Raw genomic sequence first — 19,244 nt, 5'->3', positions numbered from 1 at the left:
GCTCCCTCAGACCCGCTGGAACGTGCGCACACCGAACAGCCCCTGCGGGCGGATCAGCAGCACGAGGATGGTGAACGAGAACACGAAGGTGTCCCGGTAGCCGGCCGAGACATAGCTCGCCGCCAGGTTGTCCAGCACACCGACCGTCAGTCCACCGATGACGGCGCCGTACATGCTGGTCAGACCTCCGAGGAAGATCCCGGCGAAGGCACGGAACAGCGGCGCGCTGAGCACCGTCGGCACCAGTCCGGCCCGTGGCGCGTAGAGAAAGGCGGCGAGCGCGGCGAGTCCGAGCCCGAGCGCCCAGGCGATCCGGGCGATGCGCTGCGAACCGAGGCCGAGGATCCGCGCGGTGTCGGCGGACTCGGCGACGGCGCGCATCGCGGAACCGATGGTCGTACGTCCGAAGAGATAGGCCACCAACGCCATCGCGACGGCCGCCACGGCGATGGTCAGCAGGCTCTGCGTCGGTATCGCCGAACCTCCCAGCGAGACGGATCCCTCCACCAGGCTCGGGAAGAGCCGCGGCTGATCGTCCCAGATCGTGCTGATGACGCTCTCCGTGATGAGCGAGAGGCCCATGGTCATGACGAGCGCCGAGAGCAACTCTCCCTGCGCGAGTGGCCTGATCACCGTTTCACGGGCGGCCAGGCCGACCACCGCGGTCACCACGATGGCGGCCACGGCGGCGAGTAGCAGCGGCAGTCCTCTGTCGTACAGCGTCAACGCCGCGTACAGCCCGACGGTCGCCAAGCCGGCGAGCGCGAAGTTCACCACGTCCGTGGCCCGATAAATGATCACTAGTCCGAGGCCCATCAGGCCGTACACCGCGCCGCTGGCGAGACCGCTCACCAGGACGAGCAGAAACTGATCCACGTCGACCGTCTCCTCGCGCCGGTCGCTCGAGCGCCCGGCGCCTCAGCGCTCCGTACGAGCGCATGGCAAACTGAACTCAATTCGTGAACCGTAAGCATCGGGACCCGGGCGGGCAATACCCGTGCACGAGTTGATTCGGGCGCCTTGGCCGCGGCGAGGCAGGGCCCGCCAGGGCCCCGCCCGGGGCCCGGTCCCCATCCGCCCCACCGCGGCCGCGGCGCTCGAACCGGGCCGGGCCGGGCCGAAGGCCGATCAGGCCGTGAATCGGCCTCCGTTGGCGAGCAACACCGCGCCGACCAGGTTCGCCGCCGCGTCGCTCGCCAGGAACAGGGCGATGTCGGCGATCTCCTCGGACGTCGCGTAGGGGCGCACCCTCGGGTCGGCGAAACCGGTGCGCAGCGCGGCGGGCGTACGCGCCGCCATGCCTGTCTCGGTCGGGCCGGGTGCTACCACGTTCACTCGGATCCCGGACGCGATGACCTCCTTGGCCACGGCCTGACTCAGCGCGTGCACACCTGCCTTGGAGGCGGCGTAGTGGGGATAGCCCACGGGTGCGTCGAAGACCGACGAGGAGCCGATGACGACGATCGCACCCGCCTTGACCGGCCGCATGGCCCGCACCGCCGCGCGCAGCACGTGGAACGTTCCGTCCAGGTTGACCCGCATGACACGCCGCCAGGACGCGTCGTCGAGCCGGTCGGTGACCTCCGGCGGGCGGCCCTCCACCAGCGCGTCCGCGATCACCTGCTTGACCTCCGGGTCGTCGACTCCGGCAGCGTGCACCAGAACATCGAGCCGCCCGTGTTCCCGCACTACGTCCTCGACGGCCGCGTCGACCGCTTCCGCGTCCGCCACGTCGAGCGAGACGGGCCGCCCGTCGGGCAGCTCCTTGGCGACAGCCGTCACAGCCTCGCCGTTCACGTCGGCCAGCACTACCGCTCGCGCCCCCTCCGCGGCCAGTTGCCTGGCGACCGCCGCACCCATACCCGAGCCGGCCCCTGTCACCATCGCGACCTTGCCCTCGAACCGGCCCTGTCGTGCATCGCCGCTCATCTCGAGACTCCTTCTCCGTGCAACGCTTTACTGAACTGACTTCGTCTCTGTTACCGTCACCACCAGCGAACCGGCAAGAGGTAGGACGGTGAAGATGAAAGCGATGCGGGTTACAGCCTGGGGAGGCGAACCGGCGCTCTGCGAAGTCGAGCGGCCCATCCCCCGCGAGGCGGAAGTGCTGGTCCGGGTGGAAGCCGCCGGACTCTGCCACTCCGATCTGCATGTCGTGGACGCGGCCGCGGGTGAACTCCCCTACCGGCCGCCGTTCACCCTCGGCCACGAGGTCGCCGGGCACGTCGCGGCCCTCGGCCCCGACGCGGACGGACCGGCGGTGGGTGAGCGCGTCGCGCTCTACGGCCCCTGGGGGTGCGGGGGTTGCTCCCGCTGCGCCGCCGGCCGGGACAACTACTGCGACCGACGCGGCGACCTCGAATGGCACGGGGTCGGACTCGGCCGGGACGGCGGGATGGCCGAGTACGTGCTGGTTCCGTCCGCCCGCCAGCTGGTGCCGATCGGCGACCTGTCGGCCGCCCAGGCGGCACCGCTCTGCGACGCGGGTCTGACCTCGTACCACACCGTCGCCGGAATGCGGCACGCACTGGGCGAGGGCAGCACCGCCGTGGTCATCGGCGTCGGAGGGCTCGGACATCTGGCGGTCCAGATCCTGCGCGCCACCACCCCGAGCCGCGTTTTCGCGGTGGACGTCCGCGAGGAGGCCCTGGCACTCGCACAACAGTCCGGCGCGCATGTCGGCACCCTGATGCGGTCGGACACCGCCCGTGTGCTGAGCGCACGGACCGGCGGCGTGGGAGTGGACGCGGTACTCGACTTCGTCGGCACCACGGCGACCCTCGAACTCGCCACCGGCGTCCTGCGCTCCGGTGGCGAACTCGCGGTGGTCGGCAGCGGCGGCGGTCAGCTGACGGTACGCAAGCCTGGCTTCCTCCCCCCGGGCTTGCGACTCTCGCTGCCGTTCTGGGGCACCCGGCCCGAGCTCGCCGAGGTCATCGCCCTGGCACGCACAGGGGCGCTCCACGTCGAGACGGAGCAGTTCCCGCTGTCCGCGGCATCGGAGGCCTTCGGTCGACTACGGCGGGGCCAGGTGCGGGGGCGGCCTGTGCTGGTACCTGCCTGAGGGGTGTCGGCCTCGACCGTGCACGAGCCCGGGTGCGTTGCCGCCCGCAGTGCGGTCGGTGAGCGGCCGAAGCCGGCCGTCCCCTTGCCGGAAAATCGTTCGGTCGGCGGCAAGGTGGACCTTGCTGGTCTGTCCGCCTCTTGAGCGTCCGAGCGGGGCGGCCTTCAGGCGGAGCTTGCGCCGGCGCCGGATGCCTCGCCGCTCTTCCCGTCCCGGGCCGTCCGAGACTTCCTGCCCGACTTGTTCTGCCGGGCCGCCCCTCTCTGCCGGGCCTTCTCCTCCTCAGCAGCCTTCTCCAAGGCGGTCAAAGTATCGGGGTCGAGATGCATCCCGGCGGCGTCCTCGCGGCTTTTCGTGGGTCGGCCGCCGTATGGAGCCCAGCGTGAAGTGTCACGGGGCTGCCGCCTGCGGGTGCGGATCCAGAAGGCGAGGAGAGCGATGAGGGTGAGGGCGCCGGTCCACGTGAGGCTTGCGGTGACGGGTCGGAGCGGGGTCGTGGGGGCGAGGCCGGCCGCGAGGCAGGTCTGCATGGAGCCGTACATCGGGAGCAAGGGGCCCAGGAACCCGTGCGGATCGGGGTTGACCAGGGGGCTTTGTGGCAGCAGGTCGAGGTTGCTGCTGACGAAGATGACGACCATGCCCTCGAGTTCACCGGGCAGGAAGAGGGCGAGGACGAGGCCTAGCGCTCCGTAGACCAGGCACGCGGTGAAAAGCCCGAGCCACAGGAACTCCAGGTGGCGGGGCGACCATACGGCCAGCGTCCATACGGTGGTGTACAGGGCGACGAGTGCGGCGGCCGCGAGCAGCGAGGTGGCCTTGGCCAGCAGGAGCGGAGTGCGCGGGTAGCCGGCCGCGGTGAGCCGGCGGTCGAAGGGGCCGGCTTGGCGGGCGGCGCTGAAGGTGAGGAAGGCCATCAGGAGCATGACCACGCCGAGGCAACCGTGGATCATGCCCACGTGGTCCGTTGAGGCGGTGAGTGTCCGGCCGGTCGCGCGTAGCCGGAAGGTCAGCGAGGCGGGTGCGAAGATCTGTGGCGCGGCGAGGATCCACAAGGGGATGAGGACGGCCAGCAGGACAGCGGCGAGTGTGTTCTTCGCGAGTTCGGCCAGGTTGTAGCGGGCCGCGATGCGATAGGCCCTCACCGACTGGCTCCCTCGGTCACGACGGCCACTTTGCGGGTGAGTTGGATGACGGTGTCCAGACGGTCGATGTCGTAGGCGAGGTGGGAGATGACGACGGTGGTGCGCCCCGCCGCGCGGCGGGCGGCGGCGAGGTCCCAGAAGGCCAGGTAGGTCTGCCAGTCGAAGCCTTGGTAGGGCTCGTCGAGCAGCACCACGTCGGGATCGTGCATGAGGGCGAGGACGAGGTTGAGCTTTTGCCGTGTGCCGCCGCTGAGGACTTTGACGGGAACGTGCAGGTGGTCGGCGAAGGCGAGCCGGTCGATCAGTTCGTGGGCATGGTCCAGGTTGTGCAGGCGGAAGGCCTCCTGGAACAGACACAGGTGCTGGAACGGCGTAAGGGCGTTGTTGAGAACGGGGTGTTGGGGGCAGTGGCTGAGGGTGCCGTCGATCGTGACGGTGCCCTTGTCCGGGCGCAGGTCCCCGCACAGGATGCGCAGGAGGGTGGTTTTGCCGGCGCCGTTCTCTCCGACGATGCCGACGATGTCGCCGGACGGGATGGTGAGGTCGACGCCGGCCAGGACGACGTGTTTGCCGAATGCCTTGTGAACGTTCCGCGCGCTGAGGGCGATGCCGGTGGCCGTGGGGGGAGAGGCGGTCATGAGTTCCCCTCTTCGCTGTACGTCCGTGTGCCCTCGCCGCCGGGCGAGTGGGTCTGTGCGGGCCTGTTCACCCGCTTGCCGCCGTCATGCGGGAGGTGCGCGGCTGCGGCGTCATCACCAGGGGCGGAGCCTCCAGCAGCGCGTTGACGCGGGGAACCACGGGGCGCGAGGAGGCGGCTTGCCCGTGCAGGGTCCAGCCCTGGAGAACCCGGGCGAGGACGACGACGATCTCGGTGAGCGCGAAAGCTTCTCCGAGGCACTTGCGGGAGCCGTTGCCGAACGGGATGTACGCCTCGCGGGGGCCGGGGGCTTCGGTTGCCCACCGGTCGGGGTCGAACCGCTCGGGGTCGGGGAAGAGACGCGGTTGGCGGTGCAGCTGGTACGGGCTGACGAGCAGGCTGGTACCGGGTGGCAGGATCTGCCCGGCCAGTTCGACGGGTGTGGCGACGCTGCGGAGGATGAGCCAGCCGTGCGGATACAGCCGCAGTGTCTCCAGGACGACGTGCCGGGTGAGTTCCAGGCGTCGGAGCGCCGCATCGTCCGGTGGATCGCCCCCCAGGACGGAGTCGATCTCGTGCTGGACACGACGGGCGATGGCCGGGTGGCGGTCGAGCAGGTGCAGGGCCCACACCATGGCGCTGGCACGGCCCGCTGCTGTCGCCGCGGTGAACATGTTGATGACGTTGTCGCGCACCTCGCGGTCGCTCATCGGCTCCCCGGCGTCGTCACGTGCCGCCATGAGCATGGAGAGGATGTCCGCGTGCTCCCCGCCGGAGCGGCGGTAGGCGAGGATCACTTCGTCGATGACCTGCTCGTACCTGGTCAGCGCCCGATGGAAGCGGCGCGTGCGGTGGGGGAACAGCCACCGCACTCCGAGCGCGGAGGTGAGCACCTCGTGGTGGATCCCGCCGATGATCTCCTCAATGCAGGCATGGGTCTCGTCGCGATAGTGCTCCGTGATCTCCGCGGCGAACATCGTGCGTACGCCGATCATCGCGGCCACGGCCGTCATCTCGCGCATCACGTCGCACGGAACGCCGGATCGCCAGGCCCCGGTCACCGCGTCGGCCGTCTCGACCATGGTGGGGATGTAATCGGCGACGCGTGTGCGCTGGAACGGTGGCTGGAGCAGCCGCCGTGTCCGCTTGTGCTTGGCGTTCGGGCACGTGACGATGCCGTCGCCGAGGAGCGTGCGCATCTGTGCGTAGCCCGGGCCCCCTTTGGGGTACGTGTGGGAGTCCCGCAGTACCTGGTCGGCCAGCTCCGGATGGCAGACCACATAGAGGGGCTGCCGTCCGAGTCGGAGGCGGACGAGATCCCCCTGGGACGGCAGGGAGCAGAGGAAGGACAGCGGCGTTCTCCAGATGCGCAGTGCGTGCCCCAGTCCCGGCAACGCGCCCGGAGCGTGCGCGAATTGGAAGTCGGATCGTGTCCTGCTCATGGGGAATGGGCTCCTTGCGCACAGGCTCGAGGCGGCAGCGGCCGCTGTCCGGGCACGTGTCTAACCAATGCGGTGCCCCGACCGGCTCTGTTTGATGGGATGCCTCACCGTTCGGGTGGGCCCTTTGAGTCGTTCGACTGAAGCGTGCCCGGCACCGTTGACGTGCGAAGACCTCGACGGAGTGAACCGGGGCGGCCGGCGTTGTGGTGACCGCCGACAGTGCCCGACCATCATGGCGCGGGCACCGACCATGTCGGCCTCGGCGGTGACCGAGGCGCCGGCCCGCGGCCTCTACAGGGAGATCATCTTGCCCGACGCCACCGTGGTGGAGGAACGTCCGCTCGCGGCCAGCGAGGTGGCCTTCGCCTCGTTCGGTACGCCGATCTATTTCAGCCAGCGGCTGCAGGGCCGGCTCGACCTCGACGCTCTGGCGGCCGCCGTCGGGGACCTGCTCGTCCTGCACCCCGTGCTGTCCGCGCGGATCGTGGCCGTGGATCAGGGCCATGTCCTGCGGCTGGACCCGTCGGTGCCCGGCCCGCGTCTCGGTGTGGCCGACGGCATCGAACAGGTCGGGGCGCCCTACGCGCCGGACACGCCGCTGCTCAGGGCCGTCGTGACCGAGGAGGCGGAGGACCGCTACCGGTTGGCCCTGTCGGTTCACCACGCCATCAGCGACGGCGTCAGTGCGCTGACGCTGCTGCACACCCTGTGGCGCAGCTACAGCGCACGTGTCACCGGCCGTACGCCTGTGCTACCGCCCCGTACCGCCGGGTTGCCCCGCCCCGTCGAGGAACACTTCCGCGCCCGCTTCTCCGCCGAGGAGCTGAACGACTTCCTCAGGGACCGCTCGGCGAAGATGCGGGACATCGTCCCCGCGTGCGTCCCCGCCCTCGCGGCCGGCCACGGCACGGCCGCGCAAGCCGGCGTCCACAGGCGGCAGGTGCGGCTGTCCGCCGAGTTGGTCGATCAACTGACGCGCCAGGCCAAGGCGGCACGCATGAGTCTGCACGCGCTGGTCTGCGGCATCGCACTGCGCGCGGTTCACTCGCAGTCGCCTCACCCGGACGAAACCGTCCCCATGACGTGCTTGTCCACTCTGGATCTCCGGCGGCGGCTCAGGCCGCCCATGTCCCCGCACGAGATGGTGCTGGCTGCCACCGCCTCGCAGGCCGTGGTCGAGGTGGGGCCTGACTTCCATCCGGTCGACCTCGGACGCCGCGTACTGGAGCAACTGCGCGAAGCGGTCCTGAACAACACGGTGCAGAAGGCCATCGCCGCGACCGCCGAGCTGATGGACGAAGTGGCGCACGCTCCGATCAGCGTCCTGGTCAGCAACCTGATGACGAAAACCCCGCCGCTGCTGCTTCCCCCGGACCTGAGGTCCGACCCCATCGACGGGTGCGCCCTTCCCCCTGGTCCCCTGCCCTCGGTCTTTCTCACCGGCGGCCAGGACGACACGGTGGGCCTCGACATCACTTTGGTCATGGCGGCGGACTGGTTCACCGTGCGGCAGACCGACGACCTGGCCGACGCCATCGAGCGGGCTGTCCACCGCGCGCTGCCCGAGTAGGCGCGGCGGACAGCGGCGCAGTCCCCGCTAGGACACCTGGCGGCGGTGCAGGCGCAGGTCGAGGTTGCGGGGTTCGATGATGCTGCGCCCGATGAGGGTGACCGGGCGGGACGTGGCGGGGGTGAGCTTCCAGTCGGCCAGGATGGACGCCAGGGACAGCATGACGTTCATGACGGTGAAGTCGTGTCCGATGCACTTACGGATCCCGGTCCCGAAGGGCACCATCGCCATCGCCCGCTCGGCCTTGGCCCAGCTGCGTCCGTCGCCGCTCCAGCGCCCCGGGTCGAACCGGTCGGGCTCGGGGAAGAGATCGGGCCGGTGGTGAATGATGTACGGACTGATCAGGATGTCGGCACCGTCGGGCACGCGGTAGTTACCCAAGGACGTGTCCGTGACGGTGGTCCTGCTGAACAGCCACGCGGAGGGCCTGATCCGGAAGGCCTCGGTCACCACGGCCATCAGGGTCGGTAGCTGCGGAAGGTGCTCGTGCCGGGCGAGGCCCCCACCGCAGACCTTCTGTGCCTCGGCCGCGACGGCCGCGTCGAGGTCGTCGTCCAACGAGAGGTAGTACAAGGTCCAGGCAAGCATGGCGGCGGTCGTACTGATACCGGCGATGAACATGGTCATCACCTGCTCGCGTACTTCCGTGTCCGACAGCGCGTTTCCGTCGCCGTCCTCGGCGAGGAACATGGACAGCAGGTCGCCCTGGTCGGTACCGGCCCGGCGGTAGGCGGCGACAGTCGCGTCGATATGCGCGTACAAGGACTCCCGGGCCTGTACGTAGCGCCGGTTGGTCGGCAGCGGGAGGCGGGCGATGCCGGGCGCGACCATGCGCAGGAACGCGCCGCTGACCAGGACGTCCACGTCACCCAGCGTGCGGCGGATCGTGTCGGCGTCCGTACCTGTGTCGGCGAACCATGACGCCAGCATCGTCGAGACGGTGATCCGCATCGCGAGTTCCTGCATCAGCCGGCGCACGTCCAGGACCTGTCCCTCGCGCCATTGCTGAGTGACAGCCGTGATCTCGCGCCCGGCCAGCTCCGCGTACCCGGGCAGTTTGCTGGGGTGGAAGGCCGGCTGGGTCAGGCGGCGCAGCCGGGTGTGCTTGGCATTGGGGCAGGTCGCCAGGCCGTCTCCGAAGAACTCGGAGATGTTGTCGAAGAAGGGACCGCCCTTGTCGAAGTCGCGGTGGCGGCTCACCAGGAGCTCGGAGACCAGCTCGGGACTGCAGACCACATAGGTGGGGCGGGGACCGAGCCGGATCTCCACCAAGTCGCCGTAGGACGGCAGCCGGGCCAGAAACCGGGTGGGATCGACGAGCAACTGCCGCAGATGGCCCACGCCGGGCAGAGCACCGGGTGCGCGCGGGACGGGAACGAGGGACGCCGGGAGGCTTGTGGTCGCCATCGCTCAGCTCCCCGCGCTCACGAGCAGACCGGACGCCCAGTCAGGCATGACGCGGTGCTCGTCATGCCGTGTGGTGATCCGCTCCCATTCGTAGTCGCCGCAGATCCAGTCATGAATGATGTCCGAGTAACCCCGCAGCGCCACGCGCTGACTCTCGTCGACGGCCCGTAGCAGTCGTGACAAGGCCCTCTCCTCCAACTCCACGAGTTCGTCGACCTTTTCCTGAGCGTGGCAGGACGCCTCGACCAGCGCTTCCTGCCGCGTGCAGCCGCGGCTGCGCTGAATGAGGTGGATCGCGTTGTGCCCGCCGGTGACGTCCTCGTGCCTGAGCGACATGGAGTCGTTTCTCAACGCGACCACATCGGCGCCCAGTTGCCGCATGCGCTGCAGCACCGGGTGGTGCCACAGCTCCGGCGGCACCTCGGTGCCGCCCCACTTCTCGCCCAGGTCGTTCTGACCGAAGGCGCACGTCGTGGCCGCCCGCAGCGAGAAGTAGTCCGCCAGGTCGCGGTAGGCGAATCCCGTCGTGCGGTCGATCGCCTCCGTCACCTGGGAGGAGAAGTACGACGTCCAGTTGGACGCCAAGCGCGTGCGCAGCGGCAGGGACATCCCCCGCACCATCCGGCTCCACAGATCGGCGAAGGCCCGCACCGTCGGCGTATCGTGCGGCTGTGGGCCGGTCGCGCCGTGCACGATGCCGATCAGGGCGTTGCAGACAGCCGCCACCGTGCTGGGATTCCGGCCGATCTCACCGTCCAACTGGTCGTCGAACGGCAGGAAGTACCAGCCCATCATCTGTGCCGCCGTACAGCAGTCCTCGGCACTGGCGTTGGGGTAGAAGAAGGCGGCCACTTCGGCCAGTCGCCAGTCGACGAAGTCCTCCGCGGCCTGCTCGCCGTCCAGCAGGCCGAATCTCCGCATCCAGGCGAGCGCGCTTTCGCGTGCCTGATCCAGATGCGGGTTGACCCGCAGGGGCCACGGGATGGTGAACACCGCTTCGGTTCGCGTCACGCTCGCCTGCTCCTTCGCTCGACTCCCCAGGATGGTGCGTTAGCAAGATTGCGTACAGCAATGCCTCATCGGAGGGTCCACTCCAACGGGCGAGCGTGTGCGGAAGGCGCCGTGCGCCCCACGGTGATCTTGTGTCCGAATACGCCTAAGATCCTTTATTGAACAGGTAGTTCGTGACCTGGCAGGACGTCCGGCGTTGCGTGGGGCGTGACTTCGCAACCGGACCGGACAACCCGGGCGCGCGATGTCACAGTCATTGCTACTGCGAAGATCACGTGATTCGACGGAATGGGAGATCACGGCATGACACAGACAGCGGAACCGGATAGGGAGCGGGCATTGCCCGAGCGGCTCGTCGCCCTGCTGACCGGTCATCTCGATGTCGAGGTGGCGCCGGAGCAGTTGACCGCCACGACGACGTTCGAGAGCCTCGGGATGGACTCGCTGTCGTTGATGGAACTGGTCGTGGCGGCGGAGCAGGAGTTCGGGATCGTCCTGGCCGAGGGCGAGTTGGACCTGTTCCCGGCCTCCACGCTCGGTGAGGCGGCGCGGGCGTTCGAGCATGCGGCCTGAGATCGCGGTCACCGGGCTGGGCCTGGTGACTCCGGCGGGGCATACGGCGGACGCGAACTGGGCGGCCCTGTGCCAGGGCCGCTCACTGGCCGCCCCGGACCCCGAACTCGCCGGGCTGCCCGTCGACTTCTCCTGCCAGGTGACCGGATTCGACGCTGCGGCCGAACTCGGCCGGTCGCTCGCCCGGCGCGTGGACCCGTTCATCCAGTTCGCCTTGGCCGCCGCCCGACGGGCCGTCGCCGACGCCGCGCTGGACACCGGCACATGGCCGGCGGAGCGGGTCGGGATCGTGCTGGGCGTCGGGGCCAACAGCCTTGGTACGTACGTCACCGAGTTCTGCCGTCTCGGCGAGGACCGGCCCGAGCGGGTCTCGCCACTCGCGCTGCCGCGCAGTGTGCCGAGCATGGCCGCGGGAGAGGTCGCGATCGACCTGGGCGCCCAAGGGCCGAACTTCACCACGTCCAGCGCCTGTGCCTCGGGCGCGACCGCGATCGGTGTCGCGCGGGACCTGCTGCGGTCCGGAACGTGTGACATCGTGCTGGCCGGTGGAAGCGAGTCCGCGCGCTCCCGTATGACGGCCACCTGCTTCACCCGGATGCGAGCGCTGTCCCGGCGGCGCGAACACCCGCAGCTGGCCAGTCGGCCGTTCGACGCGGCACGGGACGGCTTCGTGCTCGGGGAGGGCGCCGCCGTCCTCGTACTGGAACGCCTCTCCCACGCCCGCGCCCGCGGGGCACCGGTCCAGGCCGTGCTGCGCGGCTACGGCGCCGGCGCGGACGCACACCATCCGGTGGCCCCGCACCCGCACGGGCACGGAGCGGTCCGGGCCATCCGCGTCGCACTGGAGGACGCGGCGTGCGATCCGGGAGACGTGGGCCTCGTCAACGCGCACGGCACCTCCACGCCGCTCAACGACGCGGCCGAGGCTGCGGCTCTCACCCGGGTCTTCGGAAAGGACATGCCGCCCGTGACGGCCGCCAAGGGCGTGATCGGCCATGCTCTCGGGGCGGCGGGTGCGATCCAGGCGGCGTACACGGTCCTCGCCCTGCGCCGTCGGACAGTGCCGCCCGTGGCGAACTTCGAGAGCCAGGACGGCGATCACAAGCTGGACATCGTCGCCGGCCGACCGCGCCCAACAGCCGGGAAAGCGGGCCTCAGTTGCTCGTTCGGCTTCGGCGGCCAGAACGCCGTCCTGTTGTTCACAACCGACTGCCGAGAACCGGGTGCGGGGGAAACCACATGAGAGCCCAACAGTGAGAGGTAATCTCCGGGCCTGGAGATCGTCGCACCGGGGGGTGCCCTTGTCTCTGTGGCGCCCCGAGCAGTCCGTGGCACAGCCGCTGACCGTCACACAGCGGCTGACGGCCGGGGGCATCGGCCACAAGCCGTGACCCCGGCGCACTCGGCAACACAGTCGCTCCGAAGAGGAGGTGCCGCTGGTGGGCGGCGAGGAAACGGTGTACGGAGGACGCAGGATCGAGCGGGGTCCGACCGAGAGCGGCTGTCCGCTGCGGCGAGGGCCCGACGGGGTCTGGCAGGTGCGCGGATACGAGGAAGCCCGCGCCGTGCTGCGCAGCACCGAGACCGTGCAGGCCGGTCTCGGTATCGAGACCGTCGAGAAACTCCCGTCGAAAATCCGGCGGCCGGTCCTCTACCGGGACGGCCCGGAGCACCGTGAACACCGGCGGCAGACCGCCCGGTTCTTCACTCCTCGCCGCGTCGACGAGCGGTACCGCGAGGTCATGGTCCGGGTCGCGGAGGCCCAGATCGGGAAGGTCCGGGAGGCGGGCCATGCCCAGCTCTCCGATCTGAGCTTCCATCTCGCGATCGAGGTGGCCTCGGCCGTGATTGGCCTGACGGAGAGCCGGCCCGGCATCCGAGAGCGGCTGGAGCGCTTCTTTCCCGAGAAGTTCGGAAAGCCAGGGCTGACCAGCTTCCATGGGATCTACTGGTTGGTGCGGCAGAACGCGAACTGGGTGCGGGTCTATCTGGGCGACGTACGCCCGGCCGTGCGGGTCCGCCGCCGACAGCGTCGTGACGACCTCATCTCACACCTGCTCGACGAGGGGTGCTCGGCCGGCGAGATACTCGGCGAGTGCCTCACCTTCGCCGCGGCGGGGATGATCACCACGCGGGAGTTCGTCAACGCCGCGGCCTGGCACCTGTTCACCGATCAGGCGCTGCTCACGCGCTATCAGACGGCGGACGAGGCCGACAGGATCGCGATCCTGCACGAAATCCTCCGGCTCGAACCGGTCGTCGGCCGCCTCCGGCGTCGTACCACCGCTCCGCTCACTCTGCCAGGCGGCGACGACGAGACCGTGACGGTGCCGGCCGGGGAACTGGTCGACATACTGCTCGACAGCACCAATCTCGACGCACGTGCGGTGGGCGCACGGCCGGAGCAGATCTGTCCCGGCCGTGCCATGACCGAGGGCGCAGGCCCCCCGGGGCTGTCCTTCGGCGACGGGCCGCACAAGTGCCCCGGCGCCCATGTCGCGATCCTGGAGACGGATGTCTTCCTCAGCCGGTTGTTCGCCCTGCCCGGACTTCGGATGGCGACCCCGCCCAGGGTCGGTTTCAACGACGAGATCGGCAGCTACGAGCTCCGCGACCTCACTGTCACGCTCACCGGCCGGGAGTGAGCGTCGAGCCCGAACTCCCGTGCTGGTGACCGCCACGCCGGCGATGCCACACGTGTGCCCCGCCGAGACACGCTTGAGTTCTCGTGACCGGCGGGGCACACATGTCGGTGCACGACCTGAACGAGCGGCCTGGAGCGGTTGGTTACCGCGAACCCTGCGCCAATACGACGGTGACGACCGAGCGGGCGGGCACCTTCGCCGTCAGGTGCCCGTCCGAGACGTGCGCGAGGCCGTCCACCGCGGCCACGTCGTGGTCGCCGTTGGTCAGGTAGGCGGTGGCCTGGTGCCCCTTGGCGGCCTTCAGGGCCAGATCCGCGGTGGTGGGCTCCGTACTGGTGTTGATCAGGACGGCGACGTCGCTTCCGTCCTTGTTGCGGTAGGCCGAGGCGAGCACCGCGTCGTCGCCGGAGGCGGCGTCCACCCGTACCGCGCCGGGCCGGATGAACCTGCTGTACGCGGCCATCGCCCGCAGCCGCGTGGAGGCCGCGTAGCTGTCGCCGTCCATGCGGATGAGGGCGCCGGTGTTGCCGATGGACGCGCCGAGCCAGAACAGGAAGGCGGAGGCGTCGGCGTCGGCGAGCGTGGTGTGGATGTTCTCGGCCCAGGCGAGCCCGGCGGAGTTCGTGCCGTCGTCCCACTGGCTCGGCCACACCCCGCTGCCCGCCCACTCCGACATCCACACCGGCTTCGGGCTGTCGATCAGCGGGCTGGTGGGCGCGGACGCGTAGCCGTGGGCGCTGTACGCGCTGACCTCCTTCTCGGCGGCCGGGTCGGCGGCGATGGCCTGCGCGTAGGCCTTGCCCTGGTCCCAGCCGAAGCTGTCGCAGCAGTACAGCTTGGTACCGGGAGCCTCGGCGCGCAGCACCGGGCCGATCACCTTCACCGCGTCTACAGCCTGCTCGGGGGTGGAGAGCATGGAGGCGTAAGTCGCCTTCCAGTCGGGCTCGTTGGTGAAGTTCAGGTCGGTGATGCGGATGCCTTCCTGCTGGTAGAACTTCACGTACTGGGCCAGGTACTTGCCGTACGCGGTGCGCCAGTCGCCGCTGGCGCAGTCGGTGCCGACGACGCCGCACAGCGAGCCGCCGTTCGCGTCGGAGCCGGTGGTCTTCATGTAGCCGGGGGCGCTCCACGCGTCCGCGATGAAGCGCTTCACCCCGTATTTCTGGGCCTGTTGGGCGAGCCAGACCTGGCCGCCGTCGTTGCCGTCCCATTCGTACGTCAGCGGATCGTCGGGGCTCGCGGGGGCGGTGGGGGCGATGGTCTTCATGTGGTCGTACACCTCGTCCGTGGACGAGCCGATGCCGAGCCGCAGCATGCTCAGGCCCGCGCCGTCCTTGGTCGAGAAGAGCAGCTTGACGATCTCGTCGCCCTTCTCGGCGGACAGACCATTGAGGCCGTGGATGACGGCGGCGCGCTGGAACGCCTCCGAGACGCCGAACCCGTCGATGCGCTGGTGGCGCGCGGAGAAGTCGATACTCCCCCCAGCGGTGTCGGCACTGGCCGATGCGCCCGGCAGGGCGAGCGCGGCAGAGGTCAGGGCCATGACAGAGGCGAGCAGGCCAAGACGGCGTTGTCCGAGCTTTGACGGCATCCGTGTACTCCCGTGATTCCAGGCGTGGGTGAAGACACCACCCCCAAAGGGGCGTTGGGGCAGGGGAACGACCCTCGAGGTGGTCGTGCCTCAAGTACGGTCGTCATCGCCGACTAATGTGTCAAGGCACTTAACAAATTCAGGGATTGCTGAACAGGGCGGCCTGACCGAGGACTTCGAAGTCCCGGGTGGGGCATTGCGTGCCCGTGGCGAGGCACTACGCGACGCGACCCTGACCAGCGAGGTGTCGTACGACGCGGGTGATACGAGACCGCCGGACGAGCTCAGCCGCCGCGGCGCACCTGAGCCGCTCTGCGGGCCTCGGCGAGTTTGCGGGCCTCACCGGACTTACGGGACTTGCCGCCGGTGCCGCGGGAGGCGTCCTTACTGGTGCCGAGGCCGCGGAAGGGGGCGTTGGTGTTCTTGGGGCGGGGGGTGGCGGGGCCGCCGTCGAGCGGGTTGCCGGAGGGGGCCTTGGCCCCGGTGATCCGACTCAGCTCCGCCTCGCCCGAGCGCACCTTCGTGGTGTTCGCCTCGACGCCGGCCTCGGCCAGCACCCGGCTCGTCTCGCGGCGCTGGCCCGACAGCACCAGCGTGACGACGCTGCCGGACTCACCGGCCCGTGCGGTGCGGCCCGCACGGTGCAGATAGTCCTTGGGGTCGGTGGGCGGGTCGACGTTCACCACGAGATCGAGGTCGTCGACGTGCAGGCCACGGGCCGCCACATTGGTCGCCACCAGGACGGTGACCTGGCCGTTCTTGAACTGCGCGAGAGTCCGTGTCCGCTGCGGCTGGGACTTGCCGCTGTGCAGGGCCTCGGCGTGTACTCCGCTGGCCCGCAGATGCCGGGTGAGCTGGTCGACGGCGTGCTTGGTGTCCAGGAACAGCAGTACGCGGCCGTCGCGGGCGGCGATCTCCGTGGTGACGGCGTACCGGTCGGGGCCGTGGACGACCAGCACATGGTGGTCCATCGTCGTGACCGCGCCCGCGGAAGGGTCGACCGAGTGGACGACGGGGTCGTGGAGGTAGCGGCTGACCAGGTCGTCGACGTCACGGTCCAGGGTGGCGGAGAACAGCATCCGCTGGCCGTCCGAGTGCACCTGGTCGAGCGCCTCGGTGACCTGGGGCAGGAAGCCCATGTCGCACATCTGGTCGGCCTCGTCGAGCACGGTGACGCGTACCCGGCCCAGGCGGCAGGCCTTGCGGTCGATGAGGTCGTGCAGGCGACCGGGAGTGGCGACGACGACCTCGGCCCCTTCGCGCAGCGCAGCGGCCTGCCGGCCGATCGACACGCCTCCGACGACCGTGGCCATCCGCAGCCGAAGAGCGTCGGCGTACGGCCCGAGCGCCTCGGTGACCTGTTGGGCCAGCTCCCGGGTAGGCACCAGGATCAGAGCCAGCGGCTGCTTCGGCTCCGCGCGCCGCCCTGCCGTCCGTGCGAGCAGTGGCAGACCGAAGGCGAGCGTCTTGCCCGATCCGGTGCGCCCGCGGCCCAGGACATCCCGACCCGCCAGAGCACTGGGCAGCGTGGCGGCCTGGATCGGGAAGGGCTCGCGCACACCGCGCTCGGCGAGCGTGCGCAGCACCTCGGCCGGCAGCTCCAGGTCGGCGAAGGAGGCGACCGGGGGCAGCACCGGGGTGGGGTCGCCATGCAGGCCGTGGGCGTGGTCCGGGTGGTTCATCAAGAGCCTTCCGCAGGCGGAACGTACCGAGGAAGGCCCGGCAGGAACGGACGGCCGACGAACAACGGGAGCCGAACCAGCGGAACCCGGCCGTCCCGGCCGTGCAAACGAGTGAGACTAACACAGGCCTGCGTCCCCGCCGCGTTCGGCCCCCTTGGGAGATGCCGTTCAGACTGCAGTGACGTCCGTCATTGTTGGGGATGTCCGTGCTGTGCGGGGTCAGTTGCCTCAGCGTCCAGCGTCTCCAGCAGGACGTCGACGACTTCGTCCACCTCCGCCTCGGCCAGGTCCTCGAACGCCCCGGAATGACGGGCGAGCAGCACTCCGGCGACTGCCGCCACCAGGATGTCGGCCCGCAGTCCGGGCCGGTCCCGGCCCTCGCGTGCGAAGCGAGTGCGCAGCGGCTCCACCAGGCGGGCCTGCAGGGCCGCGCGGGTGGCGTCCTGCGCTGCTTCATCGCTCAGCGGCTGGACGGCGACCCTCAGCAGCGGAACCGGCCCTCGCCGCTCCGCGCGCTCGGCGACCTCGCGCAGGCGGGGTTCGGTCAGCAGGTCGTCCGGTGCGCTGTCACCGTGTTCGGCGCGCAGCACCGCCACGTACAGCAGCGGCTTGCTTCCGAAGTAGCGGGCGATCAGCGCGGGGTCGACACCGGCCCGCTCGCCGATCTCGCGGATGGTGGTGCGGTCGTAGCCACGCTCGGAGAACAGTTCGGTCGCCGCCCGCAGCAGCGCCTCGCGGCTGCGGGCGGAGCTCCGGCGCGGGCCCGGGCCTGCCCCGGTCACCGGCGGCTCGGCTCGGGGCGCACCTGGTCGCTCGCCGCGGCGGGCGTGCCCTGCCCCGCGGCGACGACGGACGATCGCGCGCCCGCCCGGGTGAGCGCCACGGCGAGAATGCCGGTGATGACGAAGGCGGCACAGCCGGCGAGGCCCGCGTCGCGGTATCCGCCGTTGGTCGGCAGCGCCGCGCCGGGGGCGGTAGAGGCCTGCAGGATCACCGCGCTCAGCGCACTGCCGGTCGAGTATCCGATGTACTTCACGACCTGATTGAAACTCATCGCGCTGCCCGTCTCCTCCGCGGGTACGCCGCCGACGATCAGGCCGGGCGTGACGGCGAAGGTCACTCCCACGCCGAGTCCGGCGAGCGCCATCATCGCGCCGATGCCCCACAGGCTGGAGCGGGCCAGCAGGAAGCAGACCAGAGCGCCGAGCGAGAGTACGCAGCCCAGCGGCAGCATGCGGGCGGGCGTCGCCGCTCGGCCCATCATCCGCACCAGCCGGCCGGTGACCAGGCTGGCCGCGGAGAACGGTACGAGCAACAGGCCGGTGACGACGATGGACGCGCCAAAGCCGTAACCCGCGGACTCGGGCGTCTGAACGTAGCGGGTGACCAGGGAGATCAGCAGGTACGTGCCGACTCCGCCGACCATCGTGGTCAGGTTGGCGACGAGGACGCCACGGTCCTTGACGAGCCGAATCCGCACCAGCGGGTGCGTGGCGCGCAGCGAGTGCAGCACCCATCCGGCGAGCAGGACCACCGCCGCGGCGGCGACCGCCAGCAGCCGCGCCGAACCCCAGCCCCACCGCTCCCCCTCGGCCAGTGCCACCAGGAGGGCCGCCATGCCGCCGGCCAGCAGCAGCGCGCCGGGGACATCCATCGCGGTGGTGGGGCGGCTCGGCGGTGCGGGCACGACGATCACGGTGGCGGTGAGCGCGGCGGCGGCCGTGGCGGCCGCGAACCAGAATCCCGCGTACATGCCGAGGTACTGGGCGAACAGGCCGGTGATCGGATACCCCAGACCGATGCCGGCCGCGGTGGTCAGGGAGAGGGTGGCTACCGCCGACCGTGCCTTCTGCGAGGGCAGCGCGTCGCGCGCGGTGGCGATGGCGAGCGGCACGAGCCCCATGCCGACGCCCTGCAGCGCCCGCCCCACCAGGAGGCAGACGAACCCGAGCGGAAGGGCCGCCAGAAGACTGCCCGCCAGGACGACCGTAAGTCCGGCGAGGATCACTCGCTTGCGGTGCGGACCGTCGCCGAGGCGCCCCATGACAGGTGTGGCGATGGCCCCGACCAGCATCGTCACCGTCAGCGCCCACTGCGCGGTGGAGAGGGAGACATGGTCCTCGGCGGCGATGGTCGGGATGAGCGGTGCGCCAAGGCTACTGACGACGGCGACGAGCATGCCGAGCGATACGAGAACGGGCACGAGGGCCCGTGGGTGGCGGAGCGTGGGCGCCGATGCGGCGGAGTCGTTGGGCACGTGCGTCGGTATGGAAGGCGGCAAGAGAGTTCCCGTTCACGTCATCAAGCGATGTCATTCAATGATGACATGCGACGAGCTGCTCCAGACGCATGCCGGGCGCCCCTGCTTTCCGCCCGGGCTACGGCGTCGGCCGCCACAGATCGCTCGGACGCAGGCCGCGTACTCGCGCGGGCGTGTACGTCTTCTGAGTACGTCTTCTGAGTACGTCTTCTGATTCGGC

General features: G+C 70.1%; 16 protein-coding genes. 5 read left to right on the top strand and 11 right to left on the bottom strand.

The annotated features are described in order from the left end of the window. Positions 1–6 precede the first annotated feature (6 nt). Together ABT114_RS00530 and ABT114_RS00525 are read right to left on the bottom strand one after the other, a co-directional pair. The gene (locus ABT114_RS00530) at positions 7–876 is read right to left on the bottom strand and encodes a branched-chain amino acid ABC transporter permease (protein ID WP_351136978.1); all 870 of its coding nucleotides are present in this window, start codon (positions 874–876) and stop codon (positions 7–9) included. A 252-nt stretch (positions 877–1,128) separates the two neighbouring features. Beyond that, positions 1,129–1,929 (bottom strand): SDR family NAD(P)-dependent oxidoreductase, encoded by an 801-nt coding sequence (locus tag ABT114_RS00525; protein ID WP_351136976.1) that lies wholly within the window; start codon positions 1,927–1,929, stop codon positions 1,129–1,131. 94 nt (positions 1,930–2,023) lie between these two features. On the opposite strand from ABT114_RS00525, the gene ABT114_RS00520 reads away from it, so the two are divergent. After that, positions 2,024–3,064 (top strand): NAD(P)-dependent alcohol dehydrogenase, encoded by a 1,041-nt coding sequence (locus tag ABT114_RS00520; RefSeq protein ID WP_502987244.1) that lies wholly within the window; start codon positions 2,024–2,026, stop codon positions 3,062–3,064. A gap of 164 nt (positions 3,065–3,228) precedes the next feature. Here the strand turns inward: ABT114_RS00520 and ABT114_RS50520 are convergent, their stop codons facing one another. The 3 genes from ABT114_RS50520 to ABT114_RS00505 form a co-directional block, all read right to left on the bottom strand. Continuing rightward, complete coding sequence (locus ABT114_RS50520; RefSeq protein ID WP_502986422.1) at positions 3,229–4,206, bottom strand: hypothetical protein; 978 nt, start codon at positions 4,204–4,206, stop codon at positions 3,229–3,231. Continuing rightward, complete coding sequence (locus ABT114_RS00510) at positions 4,203–4,844, bottom strand: ATP-binding cassette domain-containing protein (protein WP_351136972.1); 642 nt, start codon at positions 4,842–4,844, stop codon at positions 4,203–4,205. The genes ABT114_RS50520 and ABT114_RS00510 overlap by 4 nt, the downstream gene beginning before the upstream one ends. 67 nt (positions 4,845–4,911) lie before the next feature. After that, a complete protein-coding gene (locus ABT114_RS00505) occupies positions 4,912–6,285 on the bottom strand; it encodes a cytochrome P450 (protein WP_351136970.1) in 1,374 nt (457 codons plus the stop codon). Between the two features lie 307 nt (positions 6,286–6,592). Here ABT114_RS00505 and ABT114_RS00500 point away from each other — a divergent pair, with 307 nt between their 5' ends. Then, on the top strand, positions 6,593–7,855 hold the full coding sequence (locus ABT114_RS00500) for a phthiocerol/phthiodiolone dimycocerosyl transferase family protein (protein ID WP_351136968.1): 1,263 nt from the start codon (positions 6,593–6,595) through the stop codon (positions 7,853–7,855). Positions 7,856–7,882: 27 nt separating this feature from the next. On the opposite strand, the gene ABT114_RS00495 is transcribed toward ABT114_RS00500, so the two are convergent. Both ABT114_RS00495 and ABT114_RS00490 read right to left on the bottom strand, forming a co-directional pair. After that, a complete protein-coding gene (locus tag ABT114_RS00495) occupies positions 7,883–9,262 on the bottom strand; it encodes a cytochrome P450 (RefSeq protein WP_351136966.1) in 1,380 nt (459 codons plus the stop codon). A gap of 3 nt (positions 9,263–9,265) precedes the next feature. Further along, positions 9,266–10,273 carry a terpene synthase family protein gene (locus tag ABT114_RS00490; RefSeq protein ID WP_351136964.1) on the bottom strand — a complete coding sequence of 336 codons (1,008 nt, stop codon included), beginning with the start codon at positions 10,271–10,273 and terminating at the stop codon, positions 9,266–9,268. Positions 10,274–10,576: 303 nt separating this feature from the next. Here ABT114_RS00490 and ABT114_RS00485 point away from each other — a divergent pair, with 303 nt between their 5' ends. The 3 genes from ABT114_RS00485 to ABT114_RS00475 all read left to right on the top strand — a co-directional run bounded on the left by ABT114_RS00485 (position 10,577) and on the right by ABT114_RS00475 (position 13,491). Further along, positions 10,577–10,846: an acyl carrier protein gene (locus tag ABT114_RS00485; RefSeq protein ID WP_351136962.1), complete on the top strand. Its 270-nt coding sequence runs from the start codon at positions 10,577–10,579 to the stop codon at positions 10,844–10,846. Then, complete coding sequence (locus ABT114_RS00480) at positions 10,836–12,089, top strand: beta-ketoacyl-[acyl-carrier-protein] synthase family protein (RefSeq protein ID WP_351136960.1); 1,254 nt, start codon at positions 10,836–10,838, stop codon at positions 12,087–12,089. Before ABT114_RS00485 ends, ABT114_RS00480 begins: the two co-directional genes overlap by 11 nt. A gap of 196 nt (positions 12,090–12,285) precedes the next feature. Beyond that, positions 12,286–13,491, top strand: a complete 1,206-nt coding sequence (locus ABT114_RS00475) for a cytochrome P450 (protein WP_502986411.1) — start codon at positions 12,286–12,288, stop codon at positions 13,489–13,491. 142 nt (positions 13,492–13,633) lie between these two features. On the opposite strand, the gene ABT114_RS00470 is transcribed toward ABT114_RS00475, so the two are convergent. The 4 genes from ABT114_RS00470 to ABT114_RS00455 all read right to left on the bottom strand — a co-directional run bounded on the left by ABT114_RS00470 (position 13,634) and on the right by ABT114_RS00455 (position 19,021). Further along, on the bottom strand, positions 13,634–15,082 hold the full coding sequence (locus tag ABT114_RS00470) for a glycoside hydrolase family 30 protein (protein ID WP_351136958.1): 1,449 nt from the start codon (positions 15,080–15,082) through the stop codon (positions 13,634–13,636). A 284-nt stretch (positions 15,083–15,366) separates the two neighbouring features. Continuing rightward, positions 15,367–16,764, bottom strand: a complete 1,398-nt coding sequence (locus tag ABT114_RS00465; RefSeq protein ID WP_351136956.1) for a DEAD/DEAH box helicase — start codon at positions 16,762–16,764, stop codon at positions 15,367–15,369. Positions 16,765–16,952: 188 nt separating this feature from the next. Next, positions 16,953–17,546, bottom strand: coding sequence for a TetR/AcrR family transcriptional regulator (locus ABT114_RS00460; protein ID WP_351136954.1), 594 nt, complete (start codon positions 17,544–17,546; stop codon positions 16,953–16,955). Then, positions 17,543–19,021 (bottom strand): MFS transporter, encoded by a 1,479-nt coding sequence (locus ABT114_RS00455; protein WP_351136952.1) that lies wholly within the window; start codon positions 19,019–19,021, stop codon positions 17,543–17,545. Before ABT114_RS00455 ends, ABT114_RS00460 begins: the two co-directional genes overlap by 4 nt. Positions 19,022–19,244 lie beyond the last annotated feature (223 nt).

The sequence above is a fragment of the Streptomyces sp. NPDC002088 genome (assembly GCF_040296605.1).
Classification (GTDB): domain Bacteria; phylum Actinomycetota; class Actinomycetes; order Streptomycetales; family Streptomycetaceae; genus Streptomyces.
The sequence above is the reverse complement of the archived record's forward strand: the minus strand, read 5'-3'. Positions and strand labels throughout refer to the sequence as shown.